Below are 19,083 nucleotides of genomic sequence, written 5' to 3'. Positions count from 1 at the left end.
TCTTTGATGGCTTCCAAAGCAACCTTTGCTTTGAAAGATGGACTAAATTTTCTTCTCGATTTTTTCATAAGTACAGCGTTAAAGTTACATCTTAACTAGCTGTCTTAAAAATAGGGAGTACTATAGCCTATACTTGGCATTTAATGTAGTTCTTTCTTTTAGCAATGGATATCCCGATAAAAAGTAATAATTTTGACCACCTTCTAGTGTGCTAGTGGGAATACCATCTAAATGCTCACCACCTAATGAAGTTGAAGTTTGATTAATAAATACCGCATTGCCTAACATTGTAGCTGCTTCTACAACACTTGGAATATGCCAATCCTTATAACCATTCAATTCTAAACCGCTAGCAAAACTCTGAATATTATCTCCAGGACAATTTTCAAACAATACTCTTGTATTTTCAGCTCCGGTTCTAAATCCCATTTCGGTGGTAACACAACAGTCTATTTGCATGCGTTCTGTCTATTGAATGTGGCACACCATACCATGTTTTCTTGTCGAATCTAGATAAAAAATTACTCCTCCTTCATGGAAATCTCCAAGCTTTAGACCTTCTTCCTGGACAGATATATAAACAGAAGTTCTACATCATTAATAATATTTGAAACAGGAGGGTCTACCGAATAAGTAAACGAAACCGTTCCTGTATAATTTTCATCTTCTGGCTTTGGGGTATATGTGATTGTATTATCATCATTTACTTTAAAAACATCAAAATTTCCTGCAGATACTATTTCAATTTCATAAAAATCTGGAAGATCATCGTTTGCAGTAATATCCATAATAATTGATTCTCCAGGAAGTGCATGATGCCCATCACTTACTATAACCGCATCAAAATCGTTATCAAAAATCGAAAAGGTTGCTTCTCCTGTAAAACAGGACTGTTGATTGTTTATATCACATACCTGATATACAAAAGTATCTCTTCCTGTAAAACCCGGATTAGGCGTATAGATAAAATCACCTGTATTAGAATCTAAAGTCAAGGTTCCATCACCTACATCCGTAACAACTTCAACAAGAACATCAACATTAACAATATCATTACGCAAAACATTTCCTTCAATATTATTTGACTTTGTGCCAGTATACTTTTCATTATCTATACGAATATCAATTTGTAAAATATTCAAAGTCACCTCAGCGATATCACAGACTTTGACTCCTTCTAAAGTACATACCTGATATGTAAATTTATCTATACCTGCAAAGTCTACATTTGGAGAATATGTAAAGGCTCCTGTTAATAAATCTATGGTCAACGAACCGTTTGATACATCTTCTATAATTGTGATAGAGACTCCTTCTTGTTCTGAATCATTATCTAATACATTACCTTGTATGTTCTTTCGATTGTCAAACCAACTGGTAACAAACATTTCGGTTTCATATACTTCTGGGTTTGCTGTTATCGAAGGGGTGGTATCTTCATCCTCTGAACAGCCTTGAATGATAATCAAAAGCAAAGAAAAAATAATGAAACTGAAAAAAAGATTACTCTTCATAATTATTAATGTTTAATTGCGCGGTTTAAGGTTAAAAAATGAAACTGAAATAAAAATGCCATAAAAATCACACCTACTTCTCTTACTAAAGTACTCTCTACCAGCGAAAAGAGTAAAAAGATCAAAAGCAACCCCAAAAATACTATATCTTTTCTCTTAAATACAATAAAACTGGTATAACATATAAAGGCGAGCAATACTGATATCCCAAACCACCCATACATAAGGCCATATTCTAAAAAGTTGTTATGGGCATTTTTCTCTTCAAGCAAATCTTTGTTTGATTTACTAATTTTTTGCCATATGGTCTTTTTAGTCTTTTGACAAAATGATCCTAAGGGTTCTTTTTTGATTATGTCGAGACTTGTTTTCCAAATAAAAATGCGTTCTGATGCGGGGCTTTTATTATCTAATTTGAAACCACATTGTTTGAAGTTTCTAAAGTCTACGGTAATTCTATCTCGTATTGAGGGCAATGCATAGTACATAGATATCATGAGTAAGAATCCAGACAATCCCAGAAAAATAACTTGTTTGTAAAGTCCAGCCACAACAAGCCGTACCAAAAAAATACATACTAATAAGAGCAATAGTATGTAAGCCATTTTTGAAGAAATCAATATGGTAAAAAGGGTGGTAATGATCAAGTAAAATATGTTTGTTCTATCAAATGTTTTGTTTTGCAGGTCTTTGTAAAGCAAATTAAGATTCCAATTAATTGCAGAGAGTGAAAAAAGTGACAAATAACTAGGGTGGATTTCTAATGATTTTAAAAACGCTTTGTGTACAAAGTTATTCCACCAATACGTTGTAGAAATTTCATTTATTGCTTCATCAAAAGAGTAAACCAAAAAGTAATTTTTAAAAAAAAAGACTCCAGCATTCAAAATACAAACCAAAAAGACAAGAACCAATGAAATATTCAATGATTTGTAAATCCATCTATCTATATCCCTATTTTTAAATAGATCGGTACTAAACACTAAAAAGAATAAAGGAAAGATAATATTGAGGGATATCGTTTTACTATTACATATTTGAATCATTGAGTAAATCAATGGGAGTATAAAAAAAACCTGAAAAATTAATGCTTTTTTGTTGAGCTCAAGTTTTTTTGATTTGTATAATTGGATTATAACACATAAAACCAACAACCCTAATGCGATTCTATTAAGTACTTGCGCTTTCTCAAGAAAAAATACCGATAAAACATAAAGAGAAACTAGTAATAAAAGGTAATTCTCTTTAATTTTTGTTTTTAAATAGGCCATTTTGTAATTTTTCTCATTGAGGTTCTTATAAATTTAGTCATTTACCAATAAAATAAGGGTTATGCGCTTTTTCTGCGATATAACAACTTAATTGCTTTAAATAAAGAATTAAATGATATCAGAATTTTAGGATTCTTAGCTATTAATCGAAAGCCTTGAGAATAATTTCTACCTTTCAGTTGTTTAAATAGTGCAACAAGAGTCAATAGATATTTTGAGTTGTAATTTCGATTCAATTTATTTTCATAGGATACCAAATCTTCCATTAGTTTATCATCAGTTAAGGCATCTTTTCCAAATTTTTCTCGTTGCTTTAACATAAACTTTAGTAAATCATTAATTACTAATTGCTTAAACGATTTGGCGTTAGCCGTAAAAGAATTAGAATGGATTATATAATTGTATAATGAACGATTTACACAAGATACTTTAAACTTTTCACTTATAAGATAAAACCAATAGTAGTCTTCGGCTCCAACTTTATTAAAATAATCATTATACCCTCCTATTTGATTATAAACTTCTCTACTAAATAAAATACTATTGATATTAAATCTCGAGTTAAAGTAATTGGACAACGCATCTTCTTTTAGCTTCTCAATATTTGGAACATCTTCAATAAGGTTTTCTTTCTCGTCTATTACCTTAAATCCAGTAATACAAGCACCTACAGTATCATCATAAAATTTTTCTATTTGGCATTCTATTCTATTAACTTCTGACCAATCATCGGCATCCTGGGTGGTAATTAACTCTCCAGTGCATTTTTCCATAAGATAGTTAATAGTATACAAGTATCCTTTGTTTTGCGAATTTCTATGTACCTTAATCCTATTATCAAATTTAGATCTTTTGGTTATTAAATCGTATGTTTCATCGGTAGAACAATCGTCACAAATCATGATTTCGAGATTTGAATATGATTGATTTACTATAGAATCTATCGCTTTATCAAGCGATGATTGAGCGTTATAACAAGGTATTAATACAGAAACAAGAAGTTTTTTTTGATTCATATTAAGTGTGTTATTTTAATTTAACTAAGAAGTAAACTTAAACTCGAAAGTATTTTCTTTTTAAGATAAAAGAAATCTTCTTGTATATATTCATCGACAAAAAGAGTGCGTAATTAAAAGAATTAAAGCCTTTTCGTAGTTTTTTTAATTCACTGTCAATAGTTAATTCATTGTTGCCAAAAAGCTTCCTCATTTTTTTCAAATAAAAGAAACTATTGGTGCTGGAATACTTATTCCAGATTTTGGTATTCAATACTTTTTGTGAAGACAAAATTCGACTTTTAATTTTTTGGTCATTACTTATAAAGTTAAGTAAAGTCCTAGAATCTTGACTTTCATTAAAGCCAATTCTATACATAGAAATAGGATGGCCTCCAATAATCGAACATTTATGTTTTTCAGATAATTTTACATAAAAATCATAATCAATTGAGGGGTAATTCTTTTGACTAAATCCTCCAACTTCTAATACCACATCTTTTTTCAGACACATTCCAACAGGAGGGCCCACTATATTTCCCCATAAAAAATCCTTTGTTTTCAGTCTTTGATCATATGAAATAAAATACTTTTTTCTTTCAGGAAAAGAAGAATTAGAGTCACCATTAATTACTGTATGAGGAGTAAAAATTGCATCATAAGGTACTTTTAGATTTGAAATTACTTTGTCCAAGTATGTCAAAAAGTTGGGATACAAAAGGTCATCATCATGCAACATAACGACATAATCACCAGATGCCAAATTAAACAAGCGATTCCAATTACCTGTCATACCTAAATTTTCCTCATTTTTAAAGTAACTTAATCGATAATCTTGATAGCTAACAACCAAATTTTCTGTCGAACAGTTTCGTGTTGGATCATTATCAACAACAATTATTTCAAAGTCTTTATTGTATTCTTGATTTAATGCACTATTAATTGCTTCTTGAAGTAAAGGTACTCTTTTATAAGTAGGAATTGCAATGGTAAATTTTGGAGTTCCCTTTAATTTATGTTTTCTAATAGATATCGAATTAATCTTATTAATTGATTTGAAATTATCCTCTTCATTATCTAAATTCATACTTTCTTTTTTGATATATTCAACAGATATTTAATTTTATTAAAAGATTCTAAACCACCTAATTTTAAGAAACGGATATAACTAATATTAAATTCTTTACAAACTTCTGAAGGCCATTTCCAATTAGCATATGCTAATTGTGTTAATCCCTGGACCACTATCAATCCCAATATGTCAAAGTTTGTTAACTCTAGAGATAGATAAGAGCACAGCCCGATAACCCCTCCGGATATCAGTGCAGATTTTACAAAGGGGATATCATTCTTAGTAACTATAAAGGTTGCAAAATTAGCATGATTTCCTTCTAAAAATATAATCATCAAAAACATTGACAATATATATCTTTCAGGCAACTCTGCATTTGATCCTATCAATTCTAAACCTACGGGGCCTAGAAACACCAATAAAACAGACCCTAAAATATACAACAAATAGTAAATATTCATTGAGAAAGAAAACTCATGTAACAATAATTTCTTTTTCTTTTCAATCCTTAATGCTGAGAAACGAGGTTGATATATAATGAATAATGTACTGGAAATAGTTCCGATGGTACTTGCAAGCTGAATCATTAATCCGTAAGAAGCTACTTGCTCTAATGACAAATATAATCCTGCCAGAAACATGCTTAACTTATTTATAGCATAACTTCCCAAAAAAACTAAACCGAGTTTTTTAGAATTATACCATATAATGTTAAACAAATCCAGTTTTTCTTTCTTTTCAATATCAAATTCAGAGATTTTTAATTTTAGTTCTTTTGTGAAAAAAAAACGATAGGACAAAAATCTTCCAATAAACGGAGCGATAAGATTAGCGACAGCTACACCAAGTAATCCTGTTCCTAGATACAATAATAAAAATGTTAGTGCGATATAAAAAGATTTAGAATATACATTGGCTTTTCTGGATTCCATAATAAGCCCTTTCCCAATTAAAAGAGAATTATAATATGAATAGTAAATATTGAAAAATACTGAAAGTGAATAAACAAACCATATTAGAAATGAATTATTAACACTAGTAAATCCTTCGGTTGCCTCATAAATATACCAGCTTCCAACGGTAAGCATAGTTAGCAAAACTATAAATGCTAGTCTTCTATAGACCAATTGGGCAGTACTAATCATTGTAGCCAATATCCTATAATTAACTTTTCCGTTTACTGTTTCATCATCTATTCCTTCTTTTTTAATATTATTAGCCCCACTAAATACATAGCTAATATTTCTGCTGAATTGAGGGGTAAACCCAAAGTCAAAAAGTATTACTAAAGAACCTACTGTAAGCATTAAATAATTTAATCCAATTTCTTCAGTAGATAAAAGCTTAAGTATTAGTGGTAGCGTAATTAATCCAGAAGCTATAGAAAAAAATTGTGAAAAGTAGCTCCAAAGAACATCTTTACGGGAAATTGCTATTGACATTTTAATTGCATTAATCCTTCCTCCAAAGAAATTAAGGGTTTATACGATGGTATTGGCCTCCCTTTTTCCCAAGGTATCATTACTTCTCTCTCTCTGTAATCCCTCTCGCCCCACTGAATGTTTAATTTAGTTTCCATTACCTTTTCATAAAGGTTCGCTAATTGTTTTAATGTTGTTCTTTTATCGCTCATAATAGCAAAGACATCTCCATTATTAACTGCAGGAGATTTATCTTGCATATGCTTAATTAATGTAATAAAACCATGAACAACGTTATTTACATGGGTAACATCAATTAGTTGTTCTCCTGGAGACATTTTAAGAATTTCTCCGGTTTGAGAAATTTTTTCCCATAAACTAAATATCTTTGGTCGAGTATCATTAGGGCCAAAAGTATCGGAAAGTCGTATGGTACAAAAATGTATTTGGCTTGTTTCGATATAAAATTTAGCAATGTTTTCAAAAGCCTCTTTGGTTGCAGCGTAAAGATTAACAGGAGAATACTTCTTGTTTTGATAGTTTTGCCAAAATGTTCCTGTGTTTATAAACCATTTTATATTTGCCCTGACGGCACATTCAAGAGTATAGGTGCTAAATTTTATATTTGAATCTATTAAATCATTAATGTCATTGGGACTATGACTACTTAAATACAGAGATGCTAAATGAACAATCCCATCAAATGCTTCTTTTTCAAGAAATTCAATATCATCTTCAACAGCTTTTTCTCCAAGGCAATAAGTTTTTATTTTTTTGCCATAAGGAGAAATTTTTCCTTTTCTTAAGTTAATTGTTACCTCATAGCCAAGTTCATTAAGCTTATTTACCAGATGACTTCCTATAAAACCAGTTGCTCCTGTTACAAATATACGCATAGCTAAAATGGTGATTGAAAATCTTTTAAAGAAGGATGATTTTTATCTCTTTCAGAAACAATAGGCTTAATAACATTCCATTCAAAACCAATACTATTCCAGTGGATTCCTTTGTCGTTTTCAGGACTATAAACACTTGATACTTTGTAGTACATCAAAGTATTATCTTCTAAACTCATAAAACCATGTGCACATCCTTTGGGAATATACAGCATTTTATCCAAGGTATTAGAATCCAACTTAAATGTTGCGTATTTCTTGAATTGAGGTGAGTTCTTTCTTAAATCTATAACGACATCTAACACAGAGCCCGTAAGGCATGTTACAATCTTGTCATGGTCCATTGGTGGTGTCTGAAAATGCATCCCACGAATAACATTTTTATTGGAAACCGAAAAATATTCTTCTTTCCAATTACAGCATAGTCCTTTTTCTTCAAAAACATCTGAGTGAAACGTTTTAAAAAAACTTCCTCTATTGTCTTCAAAACTGTCCAAGGCTATTTTATAACATCCCGGGATAAGAGTTTCTTTAAGCTCCATTTTAAAAATTCAATCCGAAAAACTCTTCCAGTTTTTCTCCAATAAAATCGAAATGTTCTTGCCCTAGTGCAGGATATATTCCTATCCAAAACGTATTATTCATGGTTTTATCTGTATTAGTAAGATCTCCAACTACTCTATGTTCAATATTTTTGAAATATGGTTGCTTAATCAGATTTCCTGCAAATAATAATCTAGAACCTATTTTGTTGTCGTCCAAGAATCTTAGTAAATCAACTCTATTTACGCCACTATCATCTTTTAGTGTAATAGGAAATCCAAACCATGATGGGTTACTGTTAGGAGTCGCAACAGGTAATTGAATAAAATCAGCAAGACTACTTAGTCGATCATGCAATAATTTAAAGTTTTCTCTTCTTTTTTCTATAAATCCGGCAGCTTTATCTAATTGCGCAAGTCCACAGGCTGCCTGCATATCGGTTATCTTTAAATTATAGCCCAAATGAGAATAAACGTATTTGTGATCATAGCCAAAGGGTAAATCCCCATGTTGCTGCTCAAAACGACATCCACATGTGTTATCACATCCTGGTGGACAATAACAATCTCGTCCCCAATCTCTAAATGATTCTGCTATCATTTTTAACTCTGCACTATTCATAAAAACAGCCCCACCTTCTCCCATAGTAATATGATGAGCAGGATAAAAGCTTAAGGTCGCTATATCCCCAAAAGTTCCAACCAGTTGACCATTATATGTTGCACCTAATGCATCACAACAATCTTCAATAAGCCATAAATTGTATTTATCGCAAAGTTCTTTAATTCTTCCCAGGTTAAACGGATTTCCTAGGGTATGCGCCAACATGATTGCTTTTGTTTTTGGAGTAATAGCCTTTTCTATTAAGTCGGCATTGATATTATGCGTTTCAATATCTACATCCACAAATACTGGTATTGCACCGAATTGCACAATCGGGTTCACTGTTGTTGGAAAACCCGCAGCAACTCCAATAACTTCATCTCCTTTTTTTATTGCTCTATCTCCTAATTTTGAAGAGGTAAGTGTACTAAACGCCACCAAATTAGCTGAAGATCCTGAATTTACTGAAATGCAGTGTTTAACTCCTAAAAATTCTGCTAATTTTTTTTCGAATTCAGTATTGAACCTTCCTGTGGTCAACCAACCATCTAACGAAGCCTCCACCATATTTTGAATTTCTTCTGTGCCAAGTACCTTTCCTGAAGGAGGGATTATTGTTTCTCCTGGTATAAAATCTTTTTGTTTTAGGGCTTTCTCTGAATACTTTGATACAAGTTCTCCTATCTCTTTTCTTAATTCTTCCATTGTAGTTTCGGTTTCTAACATAAGTTTTATCTATTGTAGTCTACAATTTCTTGTATACATTTTTCTTGAACATTTTTTCCTGACAGCCATGACTGGTGCCAATCTATAATTAATCTTAACGTATGCCCTAATTCCCATTTTGGTTGCCAATTCAGTCTTAAGGCAGCTTTCGAACAATCTAGTTTTAAAAATCCTGCTTCGTGAGGATTCTTGTTTTTATCCAACTCCCAACAAGCTCCATTACCCCAATTTTTTACCATTTGATCCAAAATCCAACTTACTTGTTTGCAATCATCGTCTTTGGGTCCAAAATTCCAAGCTTCAGCTGCTACTTCGCCCTCTGCATACAGTTTTTCTGCTAGAACCAAATAACCCGAAAGAGGTTCAAGGACATGCTGCCAAGGACGTGTAGATTTAGGGTTTCGTATAATAACAGTTTCTGATTTCTCAAATGCTCTGAGAATATCTGGCACCAAACGATCGGTCGCCCAATCTCCACCACCGATAACATTGCCAGCCCTTGCTGATGCCACAAAAGCTGAATCATTCGTGTTGAAAAAAGAACGTCTATAAGCCGATGTCACTAATTCTGCACACCCTTTGCTACTGCTGTACGGGTCGTGACCTCCTATCGGTTCATTTTCTCTATAGCCCCACTCCCATTCTTTGTTTTCGTAACACTTATCCGTTGTAACGGACACAATTGCTTTTAAATTAGGGCAAGATCTAGCAGCTTCCAGAACATTGGCTGTACCTATAACATTGGTCGTATAAGTTTCCAGAGGCTCTTGATAAGATAATCTTACTAAAGGTTGAGCCGCCATATGGATTAGAATATCAGGGTTGAACAACTTCATACTGGCACTTAAAATTTGTAAATCCCTAATATCTCCAATTTCTGAATCCATATTCTTCTCTACGTTTGCTTCGAAAAACAAAGATGGTTTGGTAGGTGGTTCAAGTGAAAACCCCTTTAAAGTTGCACCCATATGCTGCAGCCATAAAGAAAGCCAACTACCTTTGAATCCAGTATGTCCAGTCAAAAAAACTCTCTTTCCTTTCCAGAAAGATGAATTAACTTTACCTTTTAGCTCTTCCATAATTTCCATGGTGCGTTGTTAGAATCCCAAAGGCTTTCTAATTTTCTTTTATCTCTTAAAGTGTCCATAGGTTGCCAAAATCCTTCATGTTTAAATGACATTAATTGACCATCAGCAGCAAGATTTTTTAATGGCTCTTGCTCCCATATGGTTTCATCACCAGAAATTCGATCAAGTACTTTTGGCGACAAAACAAAAAAACCACCATTGATTTGGGCACCATCACCCTTAGGTTTTTCTTGAAACTTTTTTACGACCCCGTCTTCAATATCTAAAGCTCCAAATCTTCCCGGAGGGTAGGTAGCCGTTAAAGTAGCTTCCTTACCATGGAAAGTATGAAAATCTATTAATGATTTAATATCTACATCGGCAACTCCATCTCCATAAGTAAAACAAAATGCCTCTTCATCTTTTATATACGGAGCGACTCTTTTTAATCGCCCTCCAGTCATTGAATCATCGCCTGTATCGACCAAAGTAACTGTCCATGCCTCAGCTCTTTTTTTATGAACAATCATCTCATTTTCTTTCATATTAAATGTCACATCCGATAGATGAAGAAAATAATTAGCGAAATACTCTTTTATAACGTAACCTTTATATCCACAACAAATTATGAAATCATTTATTCCATAATAAGAATAAATCTTCATAATATGCCATAAAATTGGTTTCCCTCCTATTTCCACCATTGGTTTAGGCTTTGTTGTTGTTTCTTCGCTTAATCGGGTTCCAAGACCTCCTGCTAGTATAACTGCTTTCATATTTAATTGTTAGTTTGAGCACACAAACGCATCAGAATAAAAATTATTCTTTGGTAAACCATGTTGCATTAATAGTTTTTGAGACGATTCTATCATATCATTTGAGCCACATGCATAAACTTGAGCATCCGTTAAGTCACTTAACTCCTCTAAAAGTATGTCTTGAACATATCCTTTTTTACCGAACCACTCTTTTTGTCGAGACAAAACCGGAATAAACTCTAGATCTTCCTGACACTGTGGTTTCCAAAAAAGGTCTTCTTCATATCTTCCTCCCCAGATTATTATAACTCTTTTATTTTCAATTAATTCTGGATGATTACTAAACTTCTCAAGTATTGCTTTTACAGGAGCAATGCCCGTTCCGGTTGCTAAAAAGACGATGTTTTTGAAATTTGATTCTTTATAGAAAAAAGTTCCCAATGGTCCTTCTATTCTTAATAAATCATTTTCTTTAGCTTCTTGAAACCAGTATTTGCTCATTAATCCATTTTCATAATTCTTAATGAGAAACTCTATTCCACCATTATTAGAACCATTAGCAATAGAATAACTTCTTCTTATATTTCCTTTTATTATATTAACGTACTGACCTGGGATAAATTGAAAATTACTATTTGGAGGCAATCTAAGTACTACTTTAATTACGGTAGAAGAAACTTGAACCACCTTGGAAATCTTTGCTGGTAAAGTTCTGGACTTTGGTAGAATCATATCACCCATATCTTCAATGTCCAGATTTATGTTTGACAATGCTTTTGAATTACAAGAGAGAATATATCCTTCTTCTCTTTCATCGCTAGACAAAACAAGGTCTTCCTGAACATCTTTGGTCTCACCATCCAAAACCTTCACTATACAACTTCTACACCTTGCTGATAAACAACTATGTTCTAAAACAATTCCTTCTTTCTTTGCAGCTTCAAAAATGGTTGATGACTCGTCGCAAACGAAAGTTTTATTATTTCTTAATCTTATTTCAAACATATCACACAAATAGATTCAATCCTTTTCGAAAAGAAATAAATATTAATCGAAACAAATTATAAGATACTATTGTAAGCTTTTCAATAGTTTTCTCAAAGAAACAGGCCATTTGGATATATTCAAATTCGAAATTTCATGAAATTTCTTTTTATCCAAAACACTATATTTTGGCCTTCGTGCAAAAGTAGGGTAATTATCTGTTTTTTCAAGCTTTATGGTATCAAGTTTGCCAGAAAGCCTTAAAATTTCTTCTGCAAAATCATACCAGGTCGCTTTTCCTAGACTGCTAAAGTGATAAATTCCATATTTTGAACTATTTAGATTTATAATATGAAGAATGAAGTTTGCCAGATCATTAGCATTGGTAGGAGTGCCTGTTTCAGCCATTGTGACCTTAAGTTTTTTTTCAGATTTTGACTTTTTCAAAATCGTTGTAAAAAAATTATTGCCGAATTCAGAATATAACCATGAGGTTCTAATAATAAAATATTTCTCCAGAATTTCCTGAACATACTTTTCTCCTTCCAATTTAGATTTTCCGTATTCATTGATTGGATTGGGAATATCTTCTTCGGTATACGGAGCTCCTTTTCTGCCATCAAATACGTAGTCTGTTGAGATGTGAATCAATACTGCGCCATGTTCTCTACACAATTCTGCTAGATTCTTTACCCCTTCGGCATTAATCAAAAAGGCTCTTTCTGATTCTTTTTCGGCTCTTTCAACGTTGGTAAACGCTGCACAATTGACTACAAAATCAAATTTTCTCCCAGAGAATACTTTATCTATCTGGTCCTTTTGGGTGATATCCAAAGCTTTAGAATCAGTAAAGTACATATCTAAAGTAGGATAGTCTTTTTCTATTTTTTTCAAACATTGCCCTAATTGACCATTTGATCCGGTGATTAGAACCTTTGCTTTATTACGTTTTTCCTGCATTTTCAATATCTTTTAGACGAGGCAGTGTTTTGTCTTTTTCAGACAGCAAAATCTCGGTATCGCTTAATTTCCAATCTATAGCCAGATCAGGATCATTAAATACAATTCCAGATTCTGAAGCCTTATGATAATAATTATCACATTTATATGCGAAAATGGCTGTTTCGCTAACAGTTACAAATCCATGAGCAAAATCCCTTGGAATGAATACCTGAAAATAGTTGCTATCATTAAGTACTATAGAAAAATGTTTCAAATACGTTTTTGAGTCTGGTCTTAAATCAACCACAACGTCTAAAACTTCTCCCCGAATCACTCTTACTAATTTTGCTTGTGCAAACGCTCCGGTCTGAAAATGTAAGCCTCGCAGCGTTCCTCTGGTTGATAATGACTCATTATCTTGAACAAAATTTACCTTTACCCCTGTGTTTTCCAGAAACGTCTTCTGATTAAAGCTTTCAAAAAAATAACCCCTATCATCTTGAAACACTTTAGGTTTCAGGATAAAGCAACCTTCTAAATATGTCTTTTCTATCTGCATTTGCTATAGCCCAAAATAATTCTAATCCTATCTGTTCTAAAAATGGATTCCAGCCTACGCTGGAATGACAAATTAATAGTCCTCTATTCTAATTGAAGTAAATATTTACCATAACCACTTTTTAAAAGAGGCTCGGCTAATTTAACGAGTTGTTGTTTATTTATAAAGCCTTTTTTATAGGCAGTTTCTTCGATAGCACCTATCTTGAGCCCTTGTCTTTCTTCGATTACCTGAACAAATTGAGACGCCTGCATTAACGAATTAAATGTTCCTGTATCTAACCAGGCAGTACCTTTGTCTAATATGCTCACTTTTAATTTTCCTTTTTTTAAATATGAGTTATTGATATCGGTAATTTCTAACTCCCCTCTTTTACTCGGAGTAATGCTTTTTACTATTTCTACCACTTCATTATCATAGAAATAAATACCAGGAACCGCATAATTTGATTTTGGTTGTTTGGGTTTTTCTTCAATCGAGATTGCTTTACCTGAATTATCAAAATCAACAACTCCATACCTTTCGGGATCTTGTACATGATAGGCATAAATAATCCCTCCATCGGGATCATTATTACTTTCAAGAAGATTTTCTAAACCTGAACCATAGAAAATATTATCTCCTAAGATTAAAGCAACTTTATCTTTACCTATAAACTGCTCACCAATAATAAAGGCTTCTGCAAGCCCGTTTGGTTGATCCTGAACTGCATACTCAAACCTACAACCATATTTTAAACCATCTCCCAAAAGTTTTTGAAATAAAGGTAAGTCTTGATGAGTAGAAATAACTAATATTTCCCTTATACCCGCAGACATAAGTGTAGAAAGCGGATAAAAAATCATAGGTTTATCATACACCGGCATGAGTTGCTTACTTACAGCTAACGTTAAAGGGTATAATCGTGTTCCAGATCCTCCTGCTAAAATTATTCCTTTCATTTTTAATTGTTATGGTGTTACCTTGTTATCTTGTTATCTTCATAACTCGATAACTAATTAACTACTATACTTTTCTAAATACCAAGTTATAGTTTTTTCAATGCCTGTCTCAAAATTTTCATCAGCTCTCCACCCCAAGCTATTTTCAATTTTTGAGGCATCAATAGCGTAGCGCATATCATGTCCCGGCCTGTCTTTCACATAGGTGATATATTCTTTATATGATTTTTTGTTTTTCTGCGGAAGTTTAGCATCCAATATTTCACAAATTTTTATAGCTATATAATTATTGTTGCGCTCATTTCTTCCTCCTATATTGTATGTTTGTCCTGATAATCCTTTGTTATATACCAATTCGATGCCTTTACAGTGGTCTAAGACATATAACCAATCTCTTATATTTTCGCCATCTCCATAAATCGGAATTGGCTCTTGAGCCAGTGCTTTTCTAATTATAGTCGGGATTAGCTTTTCATTATGTTGTTTAGGCCCATAATTATTAGAACAATTACTAGTGACCACATTTAAACCATAGGTATGAAAATAACTTCTAACAATAAAGTCTGAAGATGCCTTCGTGGCACTATACGGACTATTGGGTGCATAGGGTGTGGTTTCTGAAAACAAACCAGTTTCTCCTAAGGTACCGTAAACTTCGTCTGTAGAGATATGATGAAACCTACTGGAGATGTGTTTTTCTTTAAAGTTATATGGAGATTTCATCCAATGATTTTTGGCCACATCCAATAGTGTAAATGTTCCAAATACATTAGTTTTAATAAATGCATCTGGGTGTGTAATTGAATTATCGACATGAGATTCTGCTGCGAAATGAATAACCCCATTAAAATCATATTTCTCAAATAGAAATTCTAATAACGTACGATCACAAATATCACCTTCTACGAATGTATAGTTTTCATTTTGTGATACTTCTTGTAAATTCTTAAGATTTCCTGCGTAAGTAAGCTTATCGATATTTACCAAATGTATCGATTCATTTTTATTCAAAAAATAAGGTATAAAGTTTGAACCAATAAAACCAGCACCGCCTGTTACCAAAATATGTTTCATGAACTATTTAATATACACTTCTAATAATTTCATCCCTCCCGAATCTTCTTCTAAAAAGATTTTTTCTATAACCGAAGGGATCAAAACGGTATCGCCAAGCGTTATTGTTTCTGTACCACCATCAAATGTAAGTGTTCCATTACCTTCTACACACATCAAAATTATAAAGGAAGGAATTTCCTCGTAATTTCTTTCAAAACTTGAGACCACATTAATAAAGTTTGTTGTAAAATAAGGAATAGATGCGACTTCATTAACAGCGTTACTATTCTTCTCAAACGAAAGCTTACAATTGTTATTGGTTTCAAAATTCAATGCATCAATAGCTTGTTCTGTATGCAACGCTCTTGCATTACCGTCATCGTCTGTTCTATCCCAATCGTAAACTCTATAGGTAATATCTGATGTTTGTTGAATTTCGGCTATCAAAGCCCCTTTACCTATGGCATGTATCGTACCTGCCTTAATCATATAACTATCTCCCTTCGAAATAGTTTCAAAATTTAATAAATCAACGAGTTTATTATTTTCCAAATAAACTTGATACGCTTCTTTATCGGTTTTTTTCTTAAAATCTACAATCAACTGGGTACCCGGATCGGCCTGGACTACGTACCACATTTCTGTTTTTCCAAAAGAATTATGTCTTTTTTTAGCTAACGTATCGCCAGGATGCAATTGTACCGATAAATCCTGCGTTGCGTCGATATATTTGATTAAAAGTGGGAACGTGTCTCCAAAAGATGGGTATACATTTTTGCCTACCAGGTCACCTTTGTATTTTGTGATGAGCTCTTTTAGTGTGATCCCTTGATGTACCCCGTTTGATACTCTAGAAATGTTATCAGGTACGGTAGAAATCTCCCAGCTTTCGCCTGTAGTACCAGATACACAGGGTTTGTTTAAGATTGTTTTAAGCTTTGTACCTCCCCATATTTTTTCTTTTAGAATGGGATGAAATTTTAATGGATATAACATACTACATTATCTTAACCCTAGCATTGTTTACTTCGCTACGGGATACTTTTCTTCTTGAACAAAAGAACTTGCTGATCTCATTAAATATCGTAATGCATACAATAGTGATACCAAACCAATTAAAAATAAGGGTACTGTAAAAAGCATTCTGTTCACCAGGATCTTTCTTTGAGTTACAATACTTCCATAGTTCATTATAGTGAATACTTCTTTATCAAGTGCTAACGCTTTTTCATCTGATTTGATTTTGGAAATCAAATCCTGTTTTCTTTTTAATAAAGAAGAAATGGTTGGTGTCTCTGACTCTGATGCAAAAATAATTTTCCCATCTGTCTGGGCTGGGTTCTGACTCAAATTAGCCAAATACTTATTAATAAAGTCTAATGACTTTCTATTTTGTGCCAATCCCGATTGAACTTGTTGAAGCTCTAAAGCGATGCGTTCTTTAAAATGTTGATTAGCTTTAAGATAGTCTAGAATACTTTTGGATACTTTACGATTGGAACTTTGTTTAATTCTAAAAATGAACGTTAGTTTATGTTCTTTATAGAAGGTTCTAAATCGCTTTTCTTTTAACGTAGCCTCATCATAAGCTTCAATAAAAGTGGCTTCACCTCCGTTCTTTTCGAGCCCTGTTAGTACTTCTTCGGCTACGATAATTGGTTCTAATAGTATTTTTTTTACATTTTCTACTTCTGCGATCTGCAAACCTAATTCTTTTACATACAAACTATCTTTCAGATTATTTTCCAGGTCCTCGATAAAGTCATATATATATTCTGTAGATTCGTATTTGGGTTCAATAATAATTTCCTGAACATACTTGTTTTTAGTATCTTGGTATTGATCCATAAAATAACCAATCCCTAAGCCAACCACAGCCAGGATTACAAACAGCAACCACTTTTTTCGATAAAAATCTATAATCGAAATAACCAATCTCAAGACTTTCCTAAAAAACTCTTTGATCATGCCAAAAAGTTGCATCAAATCAATTTCTTCGTTTTGATTTTCCTGACTCATGTGTTATCGTTCTTTAAATATTTGTTCTAGTATTTTTTCTGTAATTAAATAGGTGGGTTTTACACCCGTGGTTCCCAATCCACCCGAAGCCAAGGTGCTTCCGGTTTCCAAAGGGTTGTCTGAAGCATAATAGGCATATCTTACCTTAACTTTTGGACTTATACTTCCTCTAAGTCGTGAGGCAGACTGAATCGCTTTCTGGTAATGCGCTCCTTCCATCTCTAAACCAATTACATTCCATGTAGAATCATGAAAGAACTTTAAAATATCCCTGTTTTGTAGTGAGGTTCCTAATACGGTAATCATCGCTCCGTCATAAACATCAATACCATGACCTTCTAAATCTTTCTTTTTCAGTTGATTTTTAAAAGGGTAATTGTCTGCTGTACCTTCAAATACATGAGCCGACGGAATCATAATATCTCCTTTTCCTCCTTCTAAAATTCCGGCTTTGCCCATTACGGAAACTGATTTTACATCGAGATGTGCTTTTTTTTCTTCTGAAAAGATGTAGGGCTTGAGCAATTCATCCATAGTCTCATAAGCCTGCTCACCAAAAGCATAATCCATTACAATAAGTATAGGTTTATATTCTTTAGCTATAGCTGGTAGTGAACTTTGATAGTTACTTTCGGGATATTTGGCGGTATCAAAAACTTGTACATTAATATTAGCTCCGCTCTGATCTTCGATATAGGTCATTCCCTTTTGTAAAGCTAGTTTTTCAACCTTTGCCCTTAGTTTATCATTTTTTTTATCACTTAAAGACTCATAAACATCAAAAACTGTTTTATTTTTAAGTTCTGTTTGTAAGGCTAATGGTGCATATAATGTATTCATTACACTATGCATGTTTGCACTAATGATATGAATCGGTCGTTCCAAAACTTTAAGTTCCTGTAATTTCTCTTTAATAGTATTTGCCCATTTTTCACCATGAATATGATGCCCCAAACGTTCTCTTAACACTGGACTAAACGTTACAATTCGCTTTTTGTCTTCAATATATTCCTCTATAGCTAATTTGCCTAACCAATAGATAATGTGTAAGAAACGTTCTTTATTTTTTAAACAAGAAAAGTCATCATAGATCGTAGATACTTCTTCAAAAGTTCTTCCTAAAATATTTGCTGTATGTGTTAATGCGACTTCTTTTTCGGCTTTTGTAAGTTCTTTCTTAGACAATACTGCTTTTTCAAGCTTCTCCCAATCTCTAATCACATTCCCTTCTTCATTAATCACAACACGGTTCATGATTTTATGGGATTCTATAAAAAGAAATGTCAAATGCGTAAGAATATCGTAAATCTCTGATCGACCCCTGGTAATTTCTATATTCATTTGCTCCTCGTCAATCCGGTAACAGTTTCTTCGCCGCTTTGGAGGCACAATAACTTTAAAATGAGAGTCTTTATACCCCTCTTCGCTTGTTAAGTTAATATACCGACACTCTTCGATACCAAAAGGTAGACGGTCTATAACGTATAACAAACCGCTGAGTTCTACTTTCTCTTCAGCTACAGAACCATAAATCTCGGGTCGTAAAATTAACAATGCTTCTCGAAGTGTTTCTCCTGAGACCCCCATAGGTTTATAAAAACCTCTATTAAAAAGATGACGCATGGTGATATACATGCGTTCTATTGCACTAGAGCTTTCTTGAGCCCTTGTTCTTCTTTGTAAGATCAGATTTGCCATATATTTTTCGTAGCAAAT

19 protein-coding genes are annotated in these 19,083 nt (G+C 33.0%); all 19 read right to left on the bottom strand.

The window, feature by feature from the left end; genetic code table 11:
- Positions 1-120 precede the first annotated feature (120 nt).
- The 19 genes from J8281_RS16955 to J8281_RS16865 all read right to left on the bottom strand — a co-directional run bounded on the left by J8281_RS16955 (position 121) and on the right by J8281_RS16865 (position 19,065).
- Entirely contained in the window at positions 121-459 is a 339-nt protein-coding gene (locus J8281_RS16955; protein WP_210198848.1) for a hypothetical protein, read from the bottom strand.
- A gap of 92 nt (positions 460-551) precedes the next feature.
- The gene (locus J8281_RS16950; protein ID WP_210198847.1) at positions 552-1,514 is read right to left on the bottom strand and encodes an Ig-like domain-containing protein; all 963 of its coding nucleotides are present in this window, start codon (positions 1,512-1,514) and stop codon (positions 552-554) included.
- A 5-nt stretch (positions 1,515-1,519) separates the two neighbouring features.
- Positions 1,520-2,365 (bottom strand): O-antigen ligase, encoded by an 846-nt coding sequence (locus tag J8281_RS16945; protein ID WP_210198846.1) that lies wholly within the window; start codon positions 2,363-2,365, stop codon positions 1,520-1,522.
- A gap of 479 nt (positions 2,366-2,844) precedes the next feature.
- Positions 2,845-3,801 (bottom strand): glycosyltransferase family A protein, encoded by a 957-nt coding sequence (locus tag J8281_RS16940; protein ID WP_210198845.1) that lies wholly within the window; start codon positions 3,799-3,801, stop codon positions 2,845-2,847.
- A gap of 37 nt (positions 3,802-3,838) precedes the next feature.
- Positions 3,839-4,867, bottom strand: a complete 1,029-nt coding sequence (locus J8281_RS16935; RefSeq protein ID WP_210198844.1) for a glycosyltransferase family 2 protein — start codon at positions 4,865-4,867, stop codon at positions 3,839-3,841.
- Positions 4,864-6,294 carry an O-unit flippase-like protein gene (gene wzx, locus J8281_RS16930; protein WP_210198843.1) on the bottom strand — a complete coding sequence of 477 codons (1,431 nt, stop codon included), beginning with the start codon at positions 6,292-6,294 and terminating at the stop codon, positions 4,864-4,866. The genes J8281_RS16935 and wzx overlap by 4 nt, the downstream gene beginning before the upstream one ends.
- Positions 6,285-7,169, bottom strand: a complete 885-nt coding sequence (locus J8281_RS16925; protein ID WP_210198842.1) for an NAD(P)-dependent oxidoreductase — start codon at positions 7,167-7,169, stop codon at positions 6,285-6,287. The genes wzx and J8281_RS16925 overlap by 10 nt, the downstream gene beginning before the upstream one ends.
- A gap of 2 nt (positions 7,170-7,171) precedes the next feature.
- Entirely contained in the window at positions 7,172-7,711 is a 540-nt protein-coding gene (gene rfbC / locus J8281_RS16920; RefSeq protein WP_210198841.1) for a dTDP-4-dehydrorhamnose 3,5-epimerase, read from the bottom strand.
- Between the two features lies 1 nt (position 7,712).
- Positions 7,713-9,041, bottom strand: a complete 1,329-nt coding sequence (rfbH, locus tag J8281_RS16915; RefSeq protein ID WP_210198840.1) for a lipopolysaccharide biosynthesis protein RfbH — start codon at positions 9,039-9,041, stop codon at positions 7,713-7,715.
- Positions 9,042-9,046: 5 nt separating this feature from the next.
- Entirely contained in the window at positions 9,047-10,120 is a 1,074-nt protein-coding gene (rfbG, locus tag J8281_RS16910) for a CDP-glucose 4,6-dehydratase (RefSeq protein WP_210198839.1), read from the bottom strand.
- The gene (gene rfbF / locus J8281_RS16905; RefSeq protein ID WP_210198838.1) at positions 10,108-10,884 is read right to left on the bottom strand and encodes a glucose-1-phosphate cytidylyltransferase; all 777 of its coding nucleotides are present in this window, start codon (positions 10,882-10,884) and stop codon (positions 10,108-10,110) included. Before rfbF ends, rfbG begins: the two co-directional genes overlap by 13 nt.
- A gap of 9 nt (positions 10,885-10,893) precedes the next feature.
- A complete protein-coding gene (locus J8281_RS16900) occupies positions 10,894-11,871 on the bottom strand; it encodes an FAD-binding oxidoreductase (protein ID WP_210198837.1) in 978 nt (325 codons plus the stop codon).
- Between the two features lie 66 nt (positions 11,872-11,937).
- On the bottom strand, positions 11,938-12,810 hold the full coding sequence (gene rfbD / locus J8281_RS16895) for a dTDP-4-dehydrorhamnose reductase (protein WP_210198836.1): 873 nt from the start codon (positions 12,808-12,810) through the stop codon (positions 11,938-11,940).
- Positions 12,794-13,351, bottom strand: coding sequence for a dTDP-4-dehydrorhamnose 3,5-epimerase (rfbC, locus tag J8281_RS16890; RefSeq protein ID WP_210198835.1), 558 nt, complete (start codon positions 13,349-13,351; stop codon positions 12,794-12,796). Before rfbC (J8281_RS16890) ends, rfbD begins: the two co-directional genes overlap by 17 nt.
- An 83-nt stretch (positions 13,352-13,434) precedes the next feature.
- On the bottom strand, positions 13,435-14,292 hold the full coding sequence (rfbA, locus tag J8281_RS16885; RefSeq protein ID WP_210198834.1) for a glucose-1-phosphate thymidylyltransferase RfbA: 858 nt from the start codon (positions 14,290-14,292) through the stop codon (positions 13,435-13,437).
- 57 nt (positions 14,293-14,349) lie between these two features.
- Positions 14,350-15,366: a dTDP-glucose 4,6-dehydratase gene (rfbB, locus tag J8281_RS16880; protein WP_210198833.1), complete on the bottom strand. Its 1,017-nt coding sequence runs from the start codon at positions 15,364-15,366 to the stop codon at positions 14,350-14,352.
- Between the two features lie 3 nt (positions 15,367-15,369).
- A complete protein-coding gene (locus J8281_RS16875) occupies positions 15,370-16,344 on the bottom strand; it encodes a type I phosphomannose isomerase catalytic subunit (RefSeq protein WP_210198832.1) in 975 nt (324 codons plus the stop codon).
- A 27-nt stretch (positions 16,345-16,371) separates the two neighbouring features.
- Positions 16,372-17,367 carry a hypothetical protein gene (locus J8281_RS16870; RefSeq protein ID WP_210198831.1) on the bottom strand — a complete coding sequence of 332 codons (996 nt, stop codon included), beginning with the start codon at positions 17,365-17,367 and terminating at the stop codon, positions 16,372-16,374.
- Positions 17,368-17,370: 3 nt separating this feature from the next.
- A complete protein-coding gene (locus tag J8281_RS16865) occupies positions 17,371-19,065 on the bottom strand; it encodes a hypothetical protein (RefSeq protein ID WP_210198830.1) in 1,695 nt (564 codons plus the stop codon).
- Positions 19,066-19,083: the final 18 nt, after the last annotated feature.

Origin of the sequence: Aquimarina sp. U1-2, from assembly GCF_017897595.1 — a bacterium.
Classification (GTDB): domain Bacteria; phylum Bacteroidota; class Bacteroidia; order Flavobacteriales; family Flavobacteriaceae; genus Aquimarina.
Note: the sequence above shows the minus strand (reverse complement) of the source record. Positions and strands in the feature narration are given on the sequence as shown.

Coding starts and splice junctions, on each gene's coding strand:
- J8281_RS16955 (WP_210198848.1), bottom strand. CDS start 459: ATGCAAATAGACTGTTGTGTTACCACCGAAATGGGATTTAGAACCGGA.
- J8281_RS16950 (WP_210198847.1), bottom strand. CDS start 1,514: ATGAAGAGTAATCTTTTTTTCAGTTTCATTATTTTTTCTTTGCTTTTG.
- J8281_RS16940 (WP_210198845.1), bottom strand. CDS start 3,801: ATGAATCAAAAAAAACTTCTTGTTTCTGTATTAATACCTTGTTATAAC.
- J8281_RS16935 (WP_210198844.1), bottom strand. CDS start 4,867: ATGAATTTAGATAATGAAGAGGATAATTTCAAATCAATTAATAAGATT.
- wzx (WP_210198843.1), bottom strand. CDS start 6,294: ATGTCAATAGCAATTTCCCGTAAAGATGTTCTTTGGAGCTACTTTTCA.
- J8281_RS16925 (WP_210198842.1), bottom strand. CDS start 7,169: ATGCGTATATTTGTAACAGGAGCAACTGGTTTTATAGGAAGTCATCTG.
- rfbC (WP_210198841.1), bottom strand. CDS start 7,711: ATGGAGCTTAAAGAAACTCTTATCCCGGGATGTTATAAAATAGCCTTG.
- rfbH (WP_210198840.1), bottom strand. CDS start 9,041: ATGTTAGAAACCGAAACTACAATGGAAGAATTAAGAAAAGAGATAGGA.
- rfbG (WP_210198839.1), bottom strand. CDS start 10,120: ATGGAAGAGCTAAAAGGTAAAGTTAATTCATCTTTCTGGAAAGGAAAG.
- rfbF (WP_210198838.1), bottom strand. CDS start 10,884: ATGAAAGCAGTTATACTAGCAGGAGGTCTTGGAACCCGATTAAGCGAA.
- J8281_RS16900 (WP_210198837.1), bottom strand. CDS start 11,871: ATGTTTGAAATAAGATTAAGAAATAATAAAACTTTCGTTTGCGACGAG.
- rfbD (WP_210198836.1), bottom strand. CDS start 12,810: ATGCAGGAAAAACGTAATAAAGCAAAGGTTCTAATCACCGGATCAAAT.
- rfbC (WP_210198835.1), bottom strand. CDS start 13,351: ATGCAGATAGAAAAGACATATTTAGAAGGTTGCTTTATCCTGAAACCT.
- rfbA (WP_210198834.1), bottom strand. CDS start 14,292: ATGAAAGGAATAATTTTAGCAGGAGGATCTGGAACACGATTATACCCT.
- rfbB (WP_210198833.1), bottom strand. CDS start 15,366: ATGAAACATATTTTGGTAACAGGCGGTGCTGGTTTTATTGGTTCAAAC.
- J8281_RS16875 (WP_210198832.1), bottom strand. CDS start 16,344: ATGTTATATCCATTAAAATTTCATCCCATTCTAAAAGAAAAAATATGG.
- J8281_RS16870 (WP_210198831.1), bottom strand. CDS start 17,367: ATGAGTCAGGAAAATCAAAACGAAGAAATTGATTTGATGCAACTTTTT.
- J8281_RS16865 (WP_210198830.1), bottom strand. CDS start 19,065: ATGGCAAATCTGATCTTACAAAGAAGAACAAGGGCTCAAGAAAGCTCT.